This window comes from Streptomyces sp. NPDC006368 (assembly GCF_040612535.1).
Taxonomy (GTDB): Bacteria; Actinomycetota; Actinomycetes; order Streptomycetales; family Streptomycetaceae; genus Streptomyces.
Map to the genome: position 1 here is coordinate 84,732 of NZ_JBEXQK010000015.1, position 17,278 is coordinate 102,009.

Annotated in this window: 11 protein-coding genes and 1 riboswitch; of the genes, 5 read left to right on the forward strand and 6 right to left on the reverse strand. The window is 71.0% G+C overall.

The genetic code is table 11. The annotated features are described in order from the left end of the window. Positions 1–51: 51 nt before the first annotated feature. From ABZZ38_RS14470 to ABZZ38_RS14485, 4 genes are read right to left on the reverse strand one after another with little or no spacing between them, the layout of a single operon-like run. Positions 52–1,773, reverse strand: a complete 1,722-nt coding sequence (locus ABZZ38_RS14470) for a GAF domain-containing protein (protein WP_356739327.1) — start codon at positions 1,771–1,773, stop codon at positions 52–54. 46 nt (positions 1,774–1,819) lie between these two features. After that, a complete protein-coding gene (gene cydD / locus ABZZ38_RS14475) occupies positions 1,820–5,659 on the reverse strand; it encodes a thiol reductant ABC exporter subunit CydD (protein ID WP_356739329.1) in 3,840 nt (1,279 codons plus the stop codon). Positions 5,660–5,684: 25 nt separating this feature from the next. After that, entirely contained in the window at positions 5,685–6,686 is a 1,002-nt protein-coding gene (cydB, locus tag ABZZ38_RS14480) for a cytochrome d ubiquinol oxidase subunit II (protein WP_356739331.1), read from the reverse strand. Between the two features lie 32 nt (positions 6,687–6,718). Further along, on the reverse strand, positions 6,719–8,236 hold the full coding sequence (locus tag ABZZ38_RS14485; RefSeq protein ID WP_356739333.1) for a cytochrome ubiquinol oxidase subunit I: 1,518 nt from the start codon (positions 8,234–8,236) through the stop codon (positions 6,719–6,721). Between the two features lie 194 nt (positions 8,237–8,430). Between ABZZ38_RS14485 and ABZZ38_RS14490 the strand changes: the two genes are divergently transcribed. After that, positions 8,431–8,805 carry a cyclophilin-like fold protein gene (locus ABZZ38_RS14490; protein WP_356739335.1) on the forward strand — a complete coding sequence of 125 codons (375 nt, stop codon included), beginning with the start codon at positions 8,431–8,433 and terminating at the stop codon, positions 8,803–8,805. A 16-nt stretch (positions 8,806–8,821) separates the two neighbouring features. On the opposite strand, the gene hisC is transcribed toward ABZZ38_RS14490, so the two are convergent. Next, on the reverse strand, positions 8,822–9,952 hold the full coding sequence (hisC, locus tag ABZZ38_RS14495) for a histidinol-phosphate transaminase (RefSeq protein ID WP_356739337.1): 1,131 nt from the start codon (positions 9,950–9,952) through the stop codon (positions 8,822–8,824). 476 nt (positions 9,953–10,428) lie between these two features. Here hisC and ABZZ38_RS14500 point away from each other — a divergent pair, with 476 nt between their 5' ends. From ABZZ38_RS14500 to ABZZ38_RS14510, 3 genes are all read left to right on the forward strand, one after another. After that, entirely contained in the window at positions 10,429–11,535 is a 1,107-nt protein-coding gene (locus ABZZ38_RS14500) for a LacI family DNA-binding transcriptional regulator (RefSeq protein WP_356739339.1), read from the forward strand. 209 nt (positions 11,536–11,744) lie between these two features. Then, complete coding sequence (locus tag ABZZ38_RS14505) at positions 11,745–12,821, forward strand: metallophosphoesterase (RefSeq protein WP_356739341.1); 1,077 nt, start codon at positions 11,745–11,747, stop codon at positions 12,819–12,821. A 159-nt stretch (positions 12,822–12,980) separates the two neighbouring features. After that, complete coding sequence (locus ABZZ38_RS14510) at positions 12,981–13,805, forward strand: hypothetical protein (RefSeq protein WP_356739343.1); 825 nt, start codon at positions 12,981–12,983, stop codon at positions 13,803–13,805. A 109-nt stretch (positions 13,806–13,914) separates the two neighbouring features. Here the strand turns inward: ABZZ38_RS14510 and thiC are convergent, their stop codons facing one another. Then, a complete protein-coding gene (gene thiC, locus ABZZ38_RS14515) occupies positions 13,915–15,708 on the reverse strand; it encodes a phosphomethylpyrimidine synthase ThiC (RefSeq protein ID WP_356739345.1) in 1,794 nt (597 codons plus the stop codon). After that, positions 15,702–15,836, reverse strand: a riboswitch (TPP riboswitch). Its footprint overlaps the gene before it by 7 nt. 71 nt (positions 15,837–15,907) lie before the next feature. On the opposite strand from thiC, the gene ABZZ38_RS14520 reads away from it, so the two are divergent. After that, the gene (locus ABZZ38_RS14520) at positions 15,908–17,242 is read left to right on the forward strand and encodes a YibE/F family protein (RefSeq protein WP_356739347.1); all 1,335 of its coding nucleotides are present in this window, start codon (positions 15,908–15,910) and stop codon (positions 17,240–17,242) included. Positions 17,243–17,278 lie beyond the last annotated feature (36 nt).

Consider the following 17,278-nt stretch of genomic DNA (forward strand, 5'->3'; position numbering starts at 1 on the left):
CGCCCGTACACCACCCGGCCTACTTCACCGTGCCCGGCGCCCCCGCGTGCGCTACAGCGGCGCCTCCCATACCACCGTCGTACCGCCCCCGCCCCTGCCGATCCCCGGCTCCAGGCGGCTCGACCCGCCCAGCGACTCCGCCCGCCGCGCCAGGTTGCGCAGACCGCTGCGCCGCCCTCCCTCCGGGACGCCCACTCCGTCGTCGGCGACCGTCAGCCGTACACCGTCGGTGCCGTCACCGAGGGACACGGTGGCGTCCACCACGACCTCGATCCGGTGCGCCCCCGCGTGCCGGAAGGCGTTGGACAGCGCCTCGCGCAGCGCCGCGACGAGGTTCTTGCCGGTCGGCTCGCCGACCACCGTGTCGACCGGCCCGACGAACCGGTGGGCGGGCGTGAACCCGAGCGGCACCGCCGCCATGCCGATCTCCCGCAGGACCCGGGCGCGCAGCCCCGACGGCGCCTCGGACGGGTCCTGCTGGAGAGCGAAGACGGCGGTACGGATCTCCTGGATGGTGACGTCCAGTTCGTCCACGGCCTTCTCCACACCCTCCCGGACGGCCGGCACGGCCGACCCGCGCTGGGCGCTCTCCAGCATCATCCCGGTCGCGAACAGCCGCTGGATGACGAGGTCGTGCAGGTCGCGGGCGATCCGGTCGCGGTCCTCGTACACCGCCAGCCGTTCGCGGTCGCGCTGCGCCTCCGCCATCATCAGGGCGAGCGCGGCCTGCGACGCGAACCGCGTGGCGAGCGCGCGTTCCATCCCGGTGAACGGGCGGGCCCCCGGCGCGCGGGGCGTGGCGAGCGCGCCGAGCACCCGGCCGCCGCTCTGCAGCGGAAGCATCATGCCGGGCCCGTACTCCCGCGCCGGCCTGGTGATCAGGCGGAGGTCGGTCGCCCCGTCCGCCAGGAACACCGCCTCGCCGTTCAGCAGCCGCTCGACGACGGGGCTCCCCGACGGGATGATCACGCCCATCGCCGTGCCCGGCTCCTCCGAGGCGACCGCCACGATCTCCAGGCCGCCGCCCTGTGCGTCGGGGGCGGGCAGCAGGACGATCCCGGCGGCGGCGTCGGCGAGGCGGCGGGCCTGTTCGGCGACGACCGACAGCGCGTCGTCGGCGTCGCCGCCCGACAGCAGGGCGGTGGTGACGGCGACCGAACCGTCGATCCACTTCTCACGCTGGCGCGCCGCCTCGTAGAGGCGGGCGTTGCCGATGGCGATCCCGGCCTCCGCGGCCAGGACGCGCACCATGTGCAGGTCGGATTCGGTGAACTGGCCGCCGTCCCGCCCCTCCGCCCTCCCCCGCTTCTCCGCCAGGTACAGATTGCCGAAGATCTCCCCCTGGACGCGGATCGGTACCCCGAGGAACGTCCGCATCGGTGGATGTCCGGCGGGAAAGCCGGCCGCGCGCGGGTCGGCGGTCAGATCGGCGAGCCGCATCGGCCGGGGGTCGTGGATGAGCGCGCCGAGCAGCCCGGCGTGGCCGTCGGGGCGGCGGCCGATCGACTGCTCCAGCTCGGGTGCGACGCCGTACGTCACGAAGGCGGACAGGCCCTTGCCGTTCTCGTCGACGACGCCGATGGCGGCATAACGGGCGTCGGCGAGTTCGGCGGCTGTCCGGCAGATCCGGTCCAGGGTGGCGTCGAGCTCCAGGCCGGTGCCGACGGACCGCATCGCCTCCAGCAGTCGCGGGACGCGGGCGGTGAGCCCGGTCGACAGGCTGCCCCGCAGGCCGTGCGCCGCCTGTGCCGCGGCCTCGACGGGATCGGTCATGCCCTTGAGCGTAATAAGTCCTGTTTGTCAGGGAAAGTCAGCCGTCTCAGCCATGCCTGCCAGGCCCGCCGCGCGTGACCTGGGTGACCTGCGTGGCGTGTTGGAGGGCGTCGGCGTCCCGCTCCCGCTGCAGCATGCGGCGCAGCGGCCCCTCCTCTGCCGCCAGCTCGGCGTACGGGCCGCGTTGTACGGTCCGGCCGTCCTCCAGGACGACGATCTCGTCGACCGCGTCGAGGCCGCGCAGGCGGTGGGTGATGAGCACGGTGGTGCGCCCCTCGGTGACCTGGAGCAGATCGTCGGCGAGCGCGTCGGCCGTGGCCAGGTCCAGGTGCTCGGCGGGCTCGTCGAGGACGAGGACGGGGAAGTCGGCGAGGAGCGCGCGGGCGAGCGCGAGGCGCTGGCGCTGGCCGCCGGAGAGCTGGGCGCCGTGCTCGCCCACGAGGGTGTCCAGGCCCGCGGGCAGGGCGTCGGCCCACTCCAGCAGCCGGGCCCGGCCCAGGGCGCGGCGCAGGTCGTCGTCGCTCGCGGCGGGGCGGGCCAGGCGCAGGTTCTCCCGGATGGAGCTGTCGAAGGTGTGCGCGTCCTGGGCGCACAGGCCGACGAAGCGGCGGACGTCGTCACCGTCCAGCGCGGTCGCGTCCACCCCGCCGAGCCGGTACGTGCCCGCACGGGCGTCCAGGAACCGCAGCAGCACCTGAGCGAGGGTCGTCTTGCCGGAGCCGGACGCGCCGACGACGGCGACCCGCCGGCCGGGCTCCAGCCGCAGGGCGAAGTCCGCGAGGGCGTCGCGCTCCTGCCCGGCGTACCGGGCGGTGAGCCCGGACACCTCCAGCGGGAAGGGCGCGGACGGCGGCGTCGCCGGGCGCTGCGGCTCGTGTACGGGGACGGGGGCGTCGAGCACCTCGTACACCCGCTCCGCGCCGCGCCGTACGCGCTGGCGGTACTGGACGGCCAGGGGAAGCCCGGCGACCGCCTCGAACGCGGCGAGCGGGGTGAGGACGACGACTGCCAGCGATACGCCGTCGAGCCGGCCGTCCCGTACCGCCTGTACGCCCACCAGCGCGGCCGCGGCGACGGTCAGGCCGGTGACCAGGGCGGAGAGGCCGCCTCCGAGGGCGGTCGCGGTGGCCTGCCGCCCGGCGATCCGGGTCAGCACGGTGTCCGCCTCGCGTGCCCGGTCCGTGCGGGCCTTGAGGGCTCCGGCCACCGTCAGTTCGGCGCAGCCGCGCAGCAGGTCGACGACCCGGGTGGCCAGGACGCCGCGCGCGGGGGCGAGCCGTTGCTCCGCGCGGCGGGAGGTGGCGCCGCTCACCAGCGGAACGGCGACCCCGGCGACGAGCAGGCCCACCGCGAGGACGGCACCGGCCCCGGGCAGCAGCCACCCCGTGAACCCGACGGCACCGGCGCCGACGACCGCCGCGGTCCCGGCGGGCAGCAGCCACCGGAGCCAGTAGTCCTGGAGGGCGTCCACGTCCGAGACCAGCCGGGAGAGCAGATCGCCGCGGCGCGCCGTACGCAGCCCGGCCGGCGCGATCCGCTCCAGCCTGCGGTACACGGCCACGCGCAGCTCGGCGAGCATCCGCAGCACCGTGTCGTGCGACACCAGCCGCTCGGCATACCGGAACACGGCCCGCCCGATCCCGAACGCCCGGGTCGCCGTCACGGCCACCATCAGGTACAGCACGGGAGGCTGCTCGGACGCCCGCGAGATGAGCCACCCGGAGACGGCCATGAGCCCCACGGCCGACCCGAGGGCGAGACTCCCCAGGCCGAGAGCGACCCACAACCGCCCCCGCCACTCCCCCACCATCCCCCGCACCCGCCGAAACACCCCACGAGCCGCGTCTTCTTCGCGACGGGAGGCACCCCGGCCCGCCCCACCGGCCGTCTTCCCCCGGCCGGGAGAGGCGACCGGGTCCGCCGCACCCATACCGTCCCCCTCACGACGTGACGCCACCGAGGCCGGGGGCGTGGGCCCGCCGGCCCCCGTACCGGCACCGTCCGTCCCGGCCCCGGGGTTCCGGGGGGAAGCCACGGCCTCGGAACCCTCCGACCGGACACCCTCCGGCATCCCCCGTCGCCCCCCGCCGACCAGCTCGAACGCCGCATCGAGCGCGTCCACCCCGCGCGGCGCCCCCGGCCCCGCGCCCGCGTCGGCGCTGACGTCGGCGTCGGCGTCGGCGTCGGCGTCGGCGTCCGCCGTGACCGCCCCGTCCACGACCGCACCCCGTAGCGCGACCACCCGGTCCGCGACCGCCAGCAGCGCCGGGCGGTGGACGACCAGCAGGACCGTGCGCCCCTCGGCCAGGCGCCGCACCGCGGACACCACGCCCGCCTCGGTCTCACCATCGAGCGCCGCCGTCGGCTCGTCGAGCAGCAGGACGGGCCGGTCGGCGAGAAACGCGCGCGCCAGGGCGAGCCGTTGCCGTTGGCCTGCCGACAGACCGGCGCCGTCCTCGCCGATCGCCGTCCCGGCGCCCTCCGGCAGCGCGTCCACGAAGCCGGCCGCGCCCGCGTCCCGCAGCGCCCGTGTCACCGCGTCGTCGTCCGCATCGGGCCGGGCGAGGCGCACGTTCTCGGCAATGGTCCCGGCGAACAGGTACGGCCGCTGCGGCACCCATGCCACCTGCCGGCGCCACCACTGGAGGTCCAGCGACGTGAGGTCGACGCCCCCGACCCGTACCGAGCCGCCGTCGTCCACGGGCTTCGCGAAACCCAGCACCACGTCGAGCAGCGTCGACTTGCCGACCCCGCTGGGCCCGACCAGGGCAACCGTCTCTCCCACCTCGACGGCCAGGGACGCCGCGTCCAGCGCCGGCTCGGCGCGCCCCGGGTGCCGTACCGTGACCGCGTCCAGTTCGAGGCGCGGGGAGGCGGGCCGGCCCGGCGCGTCCGGGACCGCTCCCGTGCCACCCGGGCGCACCGGGGTCTCCAGCACCTCGAAGATCTCCTCCGCCGCCGACAGCCCCTCGGCCGCCGCGTGGTACTGCGCGCCCACTTGGCGGATCGGCAGATACGCCTCGGGCGCGAGGATCAGGATCACGAGCCCGGTGTACAGATCGAGGTCCCCATGGACCAACCGCATTCCGACGCCGACGGCCACCAGCGCCACGGACAGTGTCGAGAGCAGCTCCAGGGCGAACGACGACAGGAACGCGATCCGCAGCGTCCGTAGCGTCGCCTGCCGGTACTCGGAGGTGATCGCCCGGATCGACTCGGCCTGTGCCTTGGCCCGTCCGAAGACCTTCAGCGTCGGCAGACCCGCCACCACGTCGAGGAAGTGCCCCGACAGCCGGGACAGCAGCTTCCACTGCCGGTCCATCCGGGCCTGTGTGGCCCAGCCGATGAGCACCATGAAGAGGGGGATCAGCGGCAGCGTCACCACGATGATGGCCGCCGACACCCAGTCCTCGGTGACGATCCGCGCCAGCACCGCCACCGGCACCACCACGGCCAGCCCGAGTTGCGGCAGATACCGCGCGAAGTAGTCGTCGAGCGCGTCCACACCGCGTGTCGCGAGCGCCACCAGGGAACCGACCCGCTGCCGGCTCAGCCACCCCGGACCGAGCCCGACGGCACGCTCCAGCAGCCGCCCCCGCAGCTCGGACTTGACCGCGGCGCTCGCCCGGTGGGCGGCGAGCTCCGTCAGCCATGACACGAACCCGCGCCCCACCGCGACCGCCGCAAGCAGCACCAGGGGCGTCCCCAGCTCGGAAACCTCCAGCTCCCGCTGGAACGCCTCGGCCACCACCTCGGCGATGAGCATCGCCTGAGCGACGACCAGCGCCGCCCCGAGCAGGCCGAGCGCGACCACCGCCGCCAGGAAGAGACGAGTGGCCCGGGCGTACCGGAGCAGACGCGGGTCGATCGGTTTCACGTGAAACATCCCCTACAACGTGGCCGGTGCGCGGTTAGTGGGCGTCGGCGATGTGCTGCGTACCGATCCGCTTGCGGAACACCCAGTACGTCCAGCTCTGGTACAGCAGCACCAGCGGCGTGGCGATGGCCGCACACCAGGTCATGATCTTGAGCGTGTACGGGCTGGAAGCCGCGTTGGTGACCGTCAGACTCCAGTCCGGGTTGAGCGAGGACGGCATGACGTTCGGGAAAAGCGTCAGGAAGAGCATCGCCACCGCGGCGGCGATGGTGACACCCGACAGCGCGAACGACCAACCTTCACGCCCCGCCTTGATCATCACGATGGCCACGACGAGCGCCACCACGGCGATGACCATCGACACCAGGCTCGTCCCGTCACCACGGGAGACCTGTGTCCAGCCCAGGAACGCGAGCGCGGCCACAGAGGTGACCAGGCCCAGCGCGAACGCCAGCTTCCGGGCGCGTACCCGGATGTCGCCGACCGTCTTCAGCGCGGTGAACACCGTGCCGTGGAAGGTGAACAGCGTCAGCGTGACCAGGCCGCCCAGCAGGGCGTACGGGTTGAACAGATCCAGCAGCGTGCCCACGTACTCCTTCGTGGCGTCGATCTTCACGCCCCGCACGATGTTGCCGAAGGCCACGCCCCACAGGAAGGCGGGGATCAGCGAGGTCCAGAAGATCGCCTGCTCCCAGTTGTGCTGCCAGCGCTCCTCCGGCCTCTTCGCCCGGTACTCGAACGCGACACCGCGCACGATCAGGCAGACCAGGATGAGCAGCAGGGGCAGGTAGAAGCCGGAGAAGAGCGTGGCGTACCAGTCCGGGAAGGCGGCGAACGTGGCGCCGGCGGCCGTCAGCAGCCACACCTCGTTGCCGTCCCAGACGGGTCCGATGGTGTTGATCAGCACCCGCTTCTCGACCCGGTTGCGGGCGAGCAGCTTGGTGAGGACACCGACCCCGAAGTCGAACCCCTCCAGGAAGAAGTAGCCCGTCCACAGGACGGCGATGACGACGAACCAGACGTCGTGGAGTTCCATGCCTCAGCTCCCAGTCCTTGTGTGCGGGGCCATCAGTACGAGAAGGCCATCGGCCGGTCGGCGTCGCGATCCGCGCCCCGGTCATGGCCGCCGATCTTGGTGGGCGGGTTGAGGTCGGACTCGGTCAGCTCGGGCGGCCCGGCCTTGACGTACTTCACGAGCAGCTTGACCTCGACGACGGCGAGCACCGCGTACAGCGCGGTGAACACGATCATCGATATGAGCACCTCGGCCTGGGAGACGCCGGGGGAGACGGCGTCACGGGTGCGCAGCACGCCGTACACCACCCAGGGCTGGCGGCCCATCTCGGTGAAGATCCAGCCCCAGGAGTTGGCGATGAGCGGGAAACCGAGGGTCCACAGGGCCACGAGCCAGTACAGCCGTGTCAGCTTGGGGCCCAGGGGCGTGCGGAAGAGCACCAGGTTCGGCACCTCGTCGTCGCCCGTCCGCAGCCGTTCCGGCAGCAGGAACCTCTTGCGGGTCAGCCACAGCCCGAGCAGGCCGAGCGAGAAGGACGCCATGCCGAAGCCGATCATCCAGCGGAAGCCCCAGTAGGCGACGGGGATGTTCGGCCGGTAGTCACCGGGGCCGTACTTCTCCTGCATGGCCTCGTTGGTGTCGTTGATCCCGGGCACGTACGACTCGAAGTCGCTGTGCGCGAGGAAGGACAGCAGGCCGGGGACCTCGATGGCGACCTTGTTGTGGCCCTTGTCGACGTCGCCGTACGCGAAGACCGAGAAGGGCGCCGGGGCCTCGCCGTCCCAGAGCGCCTCGGCCGCGGCCATCTTCATCGGCTGCTGCTCGTACATGACCTTGCCGAGGAAGTCCCCGCTGATCGCGGTGAACATCCCGCCGGCCACGAGGGTCACCAGGCCCAGGCGCAGCGAGGTCCTCATGACGGGGATGTGCTTCCCGCGCGCCAGGTGGAAGGCGGCGATGCCGACCATGAACGCGCCGCCCGTGAGGAAGGCCGCGGACATGGTGTGGAACACCTGGGTGACGGCGGTGTTCTGGCTGAGCACCGCCCAGAAGTCGGTGAGCTCGGCCCGCCCGGTAGCGGCATTGATCTTGTAGCCGACGGGGTGCTGCATCCAGGAGTTGGCCGCCAGGATGAAGTACGCGGACAGGATCGTGCCGATCGAGACCATCCATATACAGGCGAGGTGGATCTTCTTCGGCAGCTTGTCCCAGCCGAAGATCCACAGCCCGATGAAGGTCGATTCGAAGAAGAACGCGATCAGCGCCTCGAAGGCGAGCGGCGCGCCGAAGACGTCACCGACGAACCGCGAGTAGTCGGACCAGTTCATGCCGAACTGGAACTCCTGCACGATGCCGGTGACCACACCCATCGCGATGTTGATCAGGAACAGCTTTCCCCAGAACTTCGTCGCCCTGAGGTACTTCTCCTTCTCCGTCCTCACCCACGCGGTCTGGAGACCGGCGGTGAGAGCGGCGAGGGAGATCGTCAAGGGGACGAAGAGGAAGTGGTAGACGGTAGTGATACCGAACTGCCACCGCGCCAGCGTCTCTGGCGCCAGAGCCAGGTCCACGACATCTTCTCCTTACGGCCTACATCCGCGTCCGTGCGCCCTCACCGCCCGCCGAATCCGGTTGATCTTGGGAGGAACCCGGCGCGCTTGTGAATGCGTTCACAATCACAAGCAATTATGACTCACACGAAATCCGTACTTCCACCCGGGGGTACCTCTTCCTCGCAGCTTCAACATCTTGTTGAATTCGGCGGGTGAAGATTCGTATCTCCTGGCCCGCCGGCCACACCACCGCGACCATTGAGGAAACCCCCACGAGCAAGGCGCTCGCGGGGGTTCTCCCGATCACTTCCACCGCCCGGACGTGGGGCGAAGAGGTCTACTTCGACACGCCGGTCTCCACCGCCCTCGAGGCCGGCGCCCGCCAGGTCGTGGACCCGGGCACCGTCGCCTTCTGGACCGAGGGCGACGCGCTGGCCCTCCCGTACGGCCCCACCCCCATCTCACGCGGCGAAGAGTCCCGCCTCGCGAGCCCCTGCAACATCCTCGGCCGGCTCGACGGGGACCCGCGCGTCCTCGCCACCGTCCGCGACGGCGACCCGATCCGCGTCGAGTCCGTGACCGACTAGACCCCTCGGCGGAGCGCTAGAACCTCTCCTTGCGGAACGACTCCGCCACCCGCAGGAAGATGTCGTTCCCCTCCGTCTCGCCGATCGTCACCCGCACACCCTCGCCGGGGAACGGCCGCACGACCACACCCGCCTCCTCACAGGCCGCCGCGAAACTCACGGTCGACTCACCCAGCCGCAGCCAGACGAAGTTCGCCTGCGTCTCGGGCACCGTCCAGCCCTGGGCCACCAGCCCCTCGTACACCCGGGTGCGCTCGCACACCAACGAGCCCACGCGCCCCAGCAGTTCGTCCTCGGCGCGCAGCGAGGCCACCGCCGCGTCCTGTGCCAGCTGGGTGACGCCGAAGGGAACCGCGGTCTTGCGCAGGGCGGCGGCCACCGGCTCATGGGCTATGGCGAACCCCACCCGCAGGCCCGCCAGCCCATACGCCTTGGAGAACGTCCGCAGGACGGCCACGTTCGGCCGCTCGCGGTAGATCTCGACGCCGTCCGGCACCTCGGCGTCGCGGATGAACTCCCGGTACGCCTCGTCCAGCACCACCAGCACATCCGACGGCACCCGGTCCAGGAACCGCTCCAGCTCGGCCCGCCGCACCACCGTGCCGGTCGGGTTGTTCGGGTTGCAGACGAAGATCAGCCGGGTGCGGTCCGTGATCGCGTCGGCCATCGCGTCCAGATCGTGCACCTCACCCGAGGTGAGCGGGACCTGCACGGAGGTCGCCCCGCTGATCCGCGTGATGATCGGGTACGCCTCGAACGACCGCCAGGCGTAGATCACCTCGTCACCGGGGCCGGAGGTGGCCTGGAGCAGCTGCTGCGCGACGCCCACCGAGCCGGTCCCGGTGGCCAGGTGGGACATGGGCACGCCGAAGCGCTCGGAGATCTCGGCCATCAGGCCGGTGCACGCCATGTCCGGGTACCGGTTGAAGGCTCCGGCGGCGGCCAGCACCGTGTCCATCACGCCCGGCAGCGGCGGGTACGGGTTCTCATTGGAGGACAGCTTGTACGCGACCGGGCCACCCGCCCCGGCGCTCGCGGCGGGCTTTCCCGGCTTGTAGGTGGGAATGGTGTCCAGTACGGCGCGCAGCCTCGGACCCGCGCCGCTCGCGCCGCCACCCGTGCCGCCCGCCCCGCTCGTCTCGCTCACTGTGGTCCTCCTCGACCTTCCGTACCGCCAATACTCCTCACCCTATGAGGATTGCGCCGCCGTGCGAATGGCCTGGGGATAACCATTGAAACGCGCATCCCGAGCGACGCCCGGCGCCCGGGCGCCCGGACCGGACTCACCGGCAAGCCCGACGAGCCCGACGAGGCGACGAGACCGGGTGCGGGGAATGGCTGGACGAGGGCGCGAAACGGAAGGGGGAGCGCTCGCCGGGGTGGCGCGCGCCGGTGGCTCACGCCGTGGCGCGCGTCCCCCGTAGTGGTGAGTTGAGACCTCGCCGAGATGTCCGACATATGCCGGGACCGTGCGTACCGACGAGACGCGCCCCTGTGCGCAAACCCCCAACTACCTGTGTTTGCAAGGCTGTTCGGGGGTGGCGACCATGCAGAAACGTGCCTGTCAACGGCTGCATATGCGACCGGCCCAACCGTCCGCCCTCGCCCTACTATCGGCTCGCCATGACAGCAGCAGGGAAGCACCAGGTGAGCCGGGCACAGACCCGGGGAAGCCGGCAAGGTCGAGCGGGCATCCGGGACGTGGCCGCCGCAGCCGGGGTATCCATCACGACTGTCTCCGACGCGCTCAACGGCAAGGGCCGGCTCCCGGACGCCACCCGCCGCCATGTCCGCGAGGTCGCCGACCGGCTGGGCTACCGCCCGTCCGCCGCGGCCCGCACGCTCCGTACCGGCAAGTCCGGCCTCATCGGCCTGACCGTGACGACCTACGGGGATGAACCTTTCACCTTCACCGAATTCCCGTACTTCGCCGAGATGGCCAGGGCCGCCACCTCCGCCGCGCTCGCCCGCGGCTACGCCCTGGTCATCCTGCCCGCCACCTCACGCCATGACGTCTGGTCCAACGTCGCCCTCGACGGCACCGTCGTCATCGACCCCTCCGACCACGATCCGGTCGTCACCGAGCTCGTCCGCCAGGGCCTGCCCGTCGTCTCCGACGGCCGCCCCGCCGGCACCCTCCCGGTCACCGCCTGGGTCGACAACGACCACGAAGCCGCCGTTCTCGATCTGCTCGACCATCTCGCCGCCGCCGGCGCCCGCCGGATCGGCCTGCTCACCGGCACCAGCACCGATACGTACACCCGCCTGTCCACCACCGCGTACCTCACCTGGTGCGAGCGTGTCGGACAGGACCCGGTCTACGAGGCGTACCCGGCCCATGACCCGTGCGCCGGGGCCGTCGCCGCCGACCGGCTGCTGGCCCGCCCGGACCGCCCCGACGCCGTCTACGGTCTCTTCGACCCCAACGGCACCGACCTGCTCGCGGCGGCCCGGCGGTACGGGCTGCGCGTCCCGGACGACCTGTTGCTGGTCTGCTGCAGCGAGTCGACGGTGTACGCCGCCACCGAGCCGCCCGTCACGACGCTCTCCCTCCAGCCGCGCCGGATCGGCACCGCGGTCGTCCAGTTGCTCATCGACGCGATCGAGGGCGTCGACGGCGACCGGCCGGTCGAACAGGTCATACCGACCGAGCTCATCGTCCGGACGTCCTCCCAGCGGCGCTCCACACGCACCACCGTCAGCCCTCCCAGGTCACCCTCCCAGGAATGAACCGACAACAGCCCGGGGTGACGACCAGGGGCAGACATTGCCAATTGGGGCAAAACAACCGGTGAACCCGGGACCACACCCGGATTCACCACCCCTGGTGCGTCACACAGCTGGGGCCTCATTCCTATGATGGGCGGACGACACCGCGGGCCGCCCCGACCAGGCCGGTCCGCCAGGTGTAGGGCGTCGCGACGGTGGTGGAGGGGTCGATGACTCAGGGGGCCGGTCAAGGACCCGTGGTGCGGACGGCGACGTTGCGCGACTTCCGCGTACCGCCGTACGCCCAGGTGCCGGTGCAGGGTGACGCCACACCCCCGGGCCAGGCTTTTCCCGAGGGCGAGTTCCCGGAGGGGTACACGCCCACCGAGCGGGACCTTCCGGTGATCAACCGTGGTGACACCGTGCAGGTGTCCATGGACCCGGAGACGGCTCCGGTGGCCGCCCCCGCGCCCGCCGCCGAGAGCGGCCCAGGTCCGCTGTACGTGGTCGGCGACGTCCACGGGTATCTCGACGAGCTCCTCGCCGCCCTGCACCAGCAGGGTCTGATCGACGGCGATGGCCACTGGGCCGCGGGCAACGCCCGGCTGTGGTTCCTCGGCGACTTCACCGACCGGGGTCCGGACGGAATCGGCGTCATCGACCTCGTCATGCGGCTCTCCGCCGAGGCCGCGGCGGCGGGCGGCTACTGCAAGGCCCTCATGGGCAACCACGAGCTGCTGCTGTTCGGCGCCAAGCGGTTCGGCGACACACCGGTGAACTCCGGTGCCGGCACCGCCACGTTCCAGGCGGCCTGGCTGCTCAACGGCGGCCAGAAGAGCGACATGGACCGTCTCCAGGACGTCCACCTCCAGTGGATGTCCCGGCTGGACGCGGTCGTCGAGGAGGACGGGCACCTGCTGCTGCACTCCGACACCACCGCCTACCTGGAGTACGGCTCCACCATCGAGGACGTCAACGACACCGTCCACGAGATCCTGACCCGCAACGACGCCGACGAGTGCTGGGACCTGTTCCGCAAGCTCACCAAGCGCTTCGCCTTCCGGGACGAGGGCGGCCCCACGGCCGTGCGGGAGCTGCTGGCGGCCTACGGCGGGCAGCGCGTCGTGCACGGCCACAGCCCGATCCCCTACCTGCTGGGCGAGGTCGGCTCGGAGGACGGCGAGGACGGCACCGGCCCGTCGGTCGAAGGGCCGCATGTGTACGCGGACGGGCTCGCCATCGCCATGGACGGCGGTGTCACCATGGCCGGAAAGCTGCTGGTCGTCCAACTCCCCTTGCGCGGCTGAGACGTCACGCAGCGCAGCCGGGCCAGGCGATTTCCGGAAATCCTCTGTCACCCCCCGCCGTAACGGCTCTACCATCGGCTTATCCGTAGCAGGCTCTCCTCCGTTTCCGCCCAACTGCCCGTTCCACGCGGGCAAACAGGCCCTACGGAGTATCGGGGGATGCACATGAAAAGCGCTCCGCACCTGCTGACCGAGGACCGTTCCGAATACGAGCGCCTCCTCGACGACGCACTGCGCAATGCGCACGAACGTCCGGAACTCGCCGGGATCGGACAGCGGCTCAACGCCGAGCAACTGCGCACCATGGCACTGAACGCGACGGCGATCATCACCGCTGCCGCCGCCACCGAGTACGACCACTTCGTACAGGTGCGCGAGGAGTCGCGTACGCCCTCGCGTCTGTCCGCCATCGATTCCGTACTGTCCGCTTCCGATGACGGAACGGCGACCGGCCCGGGTGCCGGTCTCGGGGTCGTGGTGACCGTACTGGCGCCCGTGCTGGCCGGCACCGCAGCGGTCATCTTCCTGCTCGTCGGATATCTGCTCAAAGTGCTCGATCCGGCGCCGTCCTTCGCGGATCCGCTGCTCGCCGCGGGCTGGTTCTTCGCCGCGGTCACGGCCCTGGGCATCCTGGTCGCCGCGATCGGCCTGCTCATCACGGCGCTACGCAACAGCTCCACCCAGGTGTCCGCCGACGAACCGGGCGGCGAGCTTCCCGACGAGATCGCCCGGGCGAGAGAGGCGTGGCGCCACGCCCTCCTGGAACGGGGCATCATGCCCTTCCTGCGTGACGCCCTGGCCGATCCCAGTGCCGATCCTGCCTCCGGGGCTCCTCCGCGCCCGGTCGGACGGATGCCGAAGGTCGGTTACAGCGGCCCGGACTTCTCCAGCCCGAGCGAGGGCGGCGCAGCCGCCCGCCCCACGTTCACCAGCCCCGACTTCACCAGTCCGGACTTCGGCGGACCGGGTCACCAGCCGGACTGATCTCCCGGCGCACCGGCATACCGACGCGCCGTGGGGCGCGGTCGGCTGTCGGTGTTTCACGTGAAACATCCGTTCACGCGGAGTACCGCAGCCGACGCGCCCGATCGGATCAGTCGGCCATCGGGAGGTACACCCTGTTGCCGGACGCCGCGAACTCCTTGGACTTCTGGAGCATCCCTTCCGCGATCTCCGAGTCCGTGCCCGCCGGCTGGTCGCCGCCGAACTGCTCCGTGATGCTCCTGCTGATCTTCATCGAGCAGAACTTCGGACCGCACATGGAGCAGAAGTGCGCGGTCTTGGCCGGTTCGGCAGGCAGCGTCTCATCGTGGTACTCCCGGGCGGTGTCCGGGTCGAGGGCCAGGTTGAACTGGTCCTCCCACCGGAATTCGAACCGGGCGTCCGACAGCGCGTCGTCCCACTCCTGTGCCCCGGGGTGCCCCTTGGCCAGGTCGGCCGCGTGCGCGGCGATCTTGTAGGTGATGACGCCGGTCTTCACATCGTCCTTGTTGGGCAGGCCGAGGTGTTCCTTGGGCGTGACGTAACAGAGCATGGCGGTGCCCCACCACGCGATCATCGCGGCGCCGATACCGGAGGTGATGTGGTCATAGGCCGGGGCCACATCCGTGGTCAGCGGGCCGAGCGTGTAGAACGGCGCCTCCTCGCAGATCTCCTGCTGCAGGTCGATGTTCTCCTTGATCTTGTGCATCGGGACGTGGCCCGGGCCTTCGATCATCGTCTGGACGTTGTGCCGCTTGGCGATCCGGTTCAGCTCACCGAGCGTGCGCAGCTCCGCGAACTGCGCCTCGTCGTTGGCGTCCGCGATGGAGCCGGGGCGCAGACCGTCACCCAGGGAGTACGTCACGTCGTACGCGGCGAGGATCTCGCAGAGCTCCTCGAAGTTCTCGTACAGGAACGACTCCTTGTGGTGCGCCAGGCACCACGCGGCCATGATCGAGCCGCCGCGCGAGACGATGCCGGTCTTGCGACGCGCGGTCAGCGGCACGTACCGCAGCAGCACGCCCGCGTGGACCGTCATGTAGTCGACGCCCTGCTCGGCCTGTTCGATGACCGTGTCCTTGTAGATCTCCCAGGTCAGCTCCTCGGCCTTGCCGTCGACCTTCTCCAGCGCCTGGTAGAGCGGCACGGTGCCGATCGGCACGGGAGAGTTGCGCAGCACCCACTCACGGGTGGTGTGGATGTTGCGGCCGGTGGAAAGGTCCATGACCGTGTCGGCGCCCCAGCGGGTCGCCCACGTCATCTTCTCCACCTCCTCCTCGATGGAGGAGGTGACGGCGGAGTTGCCGATGTTGGCGTTGACCTTCACCAGGAACCGCTTGCCGATGATCATCGGCTCGATCTCCGGGTGGTTCACATTGGCCGGGAGTACGGCGCGGCCGGCCGCGATCTCCTCGCGCACCACCTCGGGGGAGACGTTCTCGCGGAGCGCGACGTACTCCATCTCCGGGGTGATCTCGCCGCGGCGCGCGTACGCGAGCTGCGTCACCGCCTGGCCGTCGCGGCCACGGCGCGGCTGGCGCGGCCGGCCGGGGAAGACGGCGTCGAGGTTCCGCAGGCCCCCGCGCGGCGAGGTGTGCTTGACCCCGTCATCCTCGGGGCGAACCGGACGGCCGGCGTACTCCTCGGTGTCACCCCGCCCGATGATCCAGTTCTCGCGCAGCGGCGGCAGGCCGCGGCGTACGTCCGTCTCGACATGCGGATCGGTGTACGGCCCTGACGTGTCGTACAGCGTCACGTCCTTGCCGTTGGTGAGGTGCACCTTGCGGACCGGCACACGGAGGTCGGGGCGTGAGCCCTCGATGTACCCCTTGTGCCATCCGATGGACTTCCCGGCCTCGTCGTCGTTCTGGTTCGAGGCAGGCGTGCGTGCGTCCTGAACGGTCATCGTGACCTACTCCCTACGCCGGCATTACCCGGTAACAGGTTCGGCGGTCGACGCAGCCGTTTCCGTACGTCTCGTACGGAGGTCAGCGCCCTCTCAGCCCGGTGCTCCGAGCTCCCGCGTGTACAAAGGTGCCACCACGCTAGCGTCCTTGCGGCCACGCTGAACAGAGGGCCCCCACCGTTCTTGCGATGATCGGTCCGTGACTTCCCCACATGAGACCCCCGAGCCCAGCGGACAGGCACACGGACAGACGCACGGTCACGCGCACAGCCACGGCCCTGCCGCGCCCGTCTCCCAGCACCTGCGCAAGGTCATCGCCGCCGTGCTGATCCCCTTCGCCACGGCGGTGGTGGTCGGTCTCGCCGTGCTCTGGCCGGGCGGCGCACCGGAGCACGAGCGCACCGGTGTCGGCTTCGACCGGCAGACCGAGCAGGGCGAGGTCGTCCGCGTCGAGAAGGTGGACTGCAAGGACGTCAACGCCGCGCAGGTCCCGCCGACCGGCGACACGACGACACCCGAGGGGCGCGAGGCGGTCAACGCGCAGCAGGGCCAGTGCGAGAAGGCGACGGTCGAGGTCACCACGGGCCAGGACAAGGGCCGCAGGTTCACCGAGATCGTGCAGCCCGACGCGCCCCGTCAACTGGACGAGGGGCAGGGCGTGGTGGTGGCGTATGCCCCTGACGCACCGCGTGACCTGCAATACTCCGTCACCGATGTGATCCGCAAGGTGCCGATGGCGCTGCTCGCCGCGATCTTCGCGCTGGCGGTGGTGGCCGTCGGCCGGATGCGCGGGGTGATGGCGCTCGTCGCGCTCGCGGTGAGTTTCGCCGTACTGACCCTCTTCATCCTGCCGGCCATCCTGCAGGGATCGAATCCGCTGGTCGTGGCGGTGGTGGGGTCGAGCGCCATCATGCTGATCGCGCTCTACAGCTGCCACGGGCTGACCGCCCGCACCTCGGTGGCGGTGCTGGGCACGCTGATCTCGCTGCTGCTGATCGGGCTGCTGGGCTCACTCTTCATCGGCTGGGCGTCACTCTCCGGCAACACCGACGACAACACGGGCCTCATCCACGGTCTTTACCCGAACATCGACATGTCCGGTCTGCTCCTCGCCGGTGTCATCATCGGCTCGCTCGGCGTGCTGGACGATGTGACGGTCACCCAGACCTCGGCCGTATGGGAGCTCCACCAGGCGGACCCGAAGATGGGCCCCCGAGCGCTGTACCGGGCCGGTATCCGCATCGGCCGCGACCACATCGCCTCGGTGGTCAACACGCTGGTGCTGGCGTACGCGGGTGCGGCGCTTCCGCTGCTGCTGCTCTTCTCGATCGCGCAGAGCAGCGTGGGGACGGTGGCCAACAGCGAGCTCGTGGCGGAGGAGATCGTCCGCACGCTGGTCGGTTCGATCGGGCTCGTCGCCTCGGTGCCGGTCACGACCGCGCTGGCCGCCCTCGTGGTCTCCGCCGACCGGCCGGGCCCCGCCGCCGCGGGCCCGGCGGTACGCGGCGGGCGGGGAAGGCGGCGCCGGAAGTAAGGGCCCGTCCCCGCCCCCCGCGCGCGGCCGGGACCC

Excerpts from the sequence above, each read along its gene's own strand:
- ABZZ38_RS14470 (WP_356739327.1), bottom strand. The coding sequence starts at position 1,773 with ATGACCGATCCCGTCGAGGCCGCGGCACAGGCGGCGCACGGCCTGCGG.
- cydD (WP_356739329.1), bottom strand. The coding sequence starts at position 5,659 with ATGTTTCACGTGAAACCGATCGACCCGCGTCTGCTCCGGTACGCCCGG.
- cydB (WP_356739331.1), bottom strand. The coding sequence starts at position 6,686 with ATGGAACTCCACGACGTCTGGTTCGTCGTCATCGCCGTCCTGTGGACG.
- ABZZ38_RS14500 (WP_356739339.1), top strand. The coding sequence starts at position 10,429 with ATGACAGCAGCAGGGAAGCACCAGGTGAGCCGGGCACAGACCCGGGGA.
- ABZZ38_RS14505 (WP_356739341.1), top strand. The coding sequence starts at position 11,745 with ATGACTCAGGGGGCCGGTCAAGGACCCGTGGTGCGGACGGCGACGTTG.
- ABZZ38_RS14510 (WP_356739343.1), top strand. The coding sequence starts at position 12,981 with ATGCACATGAAAAGCGCTCCGCACCTGCTGACCGAGGACCGTTCCGAA.
- thiC (WP_356739345.1), bottom strand. The coding sequence starts at position 15,708 with ATGACCGTTCAGGACGCACGCACGCCTGCCTCGAACCAGAACGACGAC.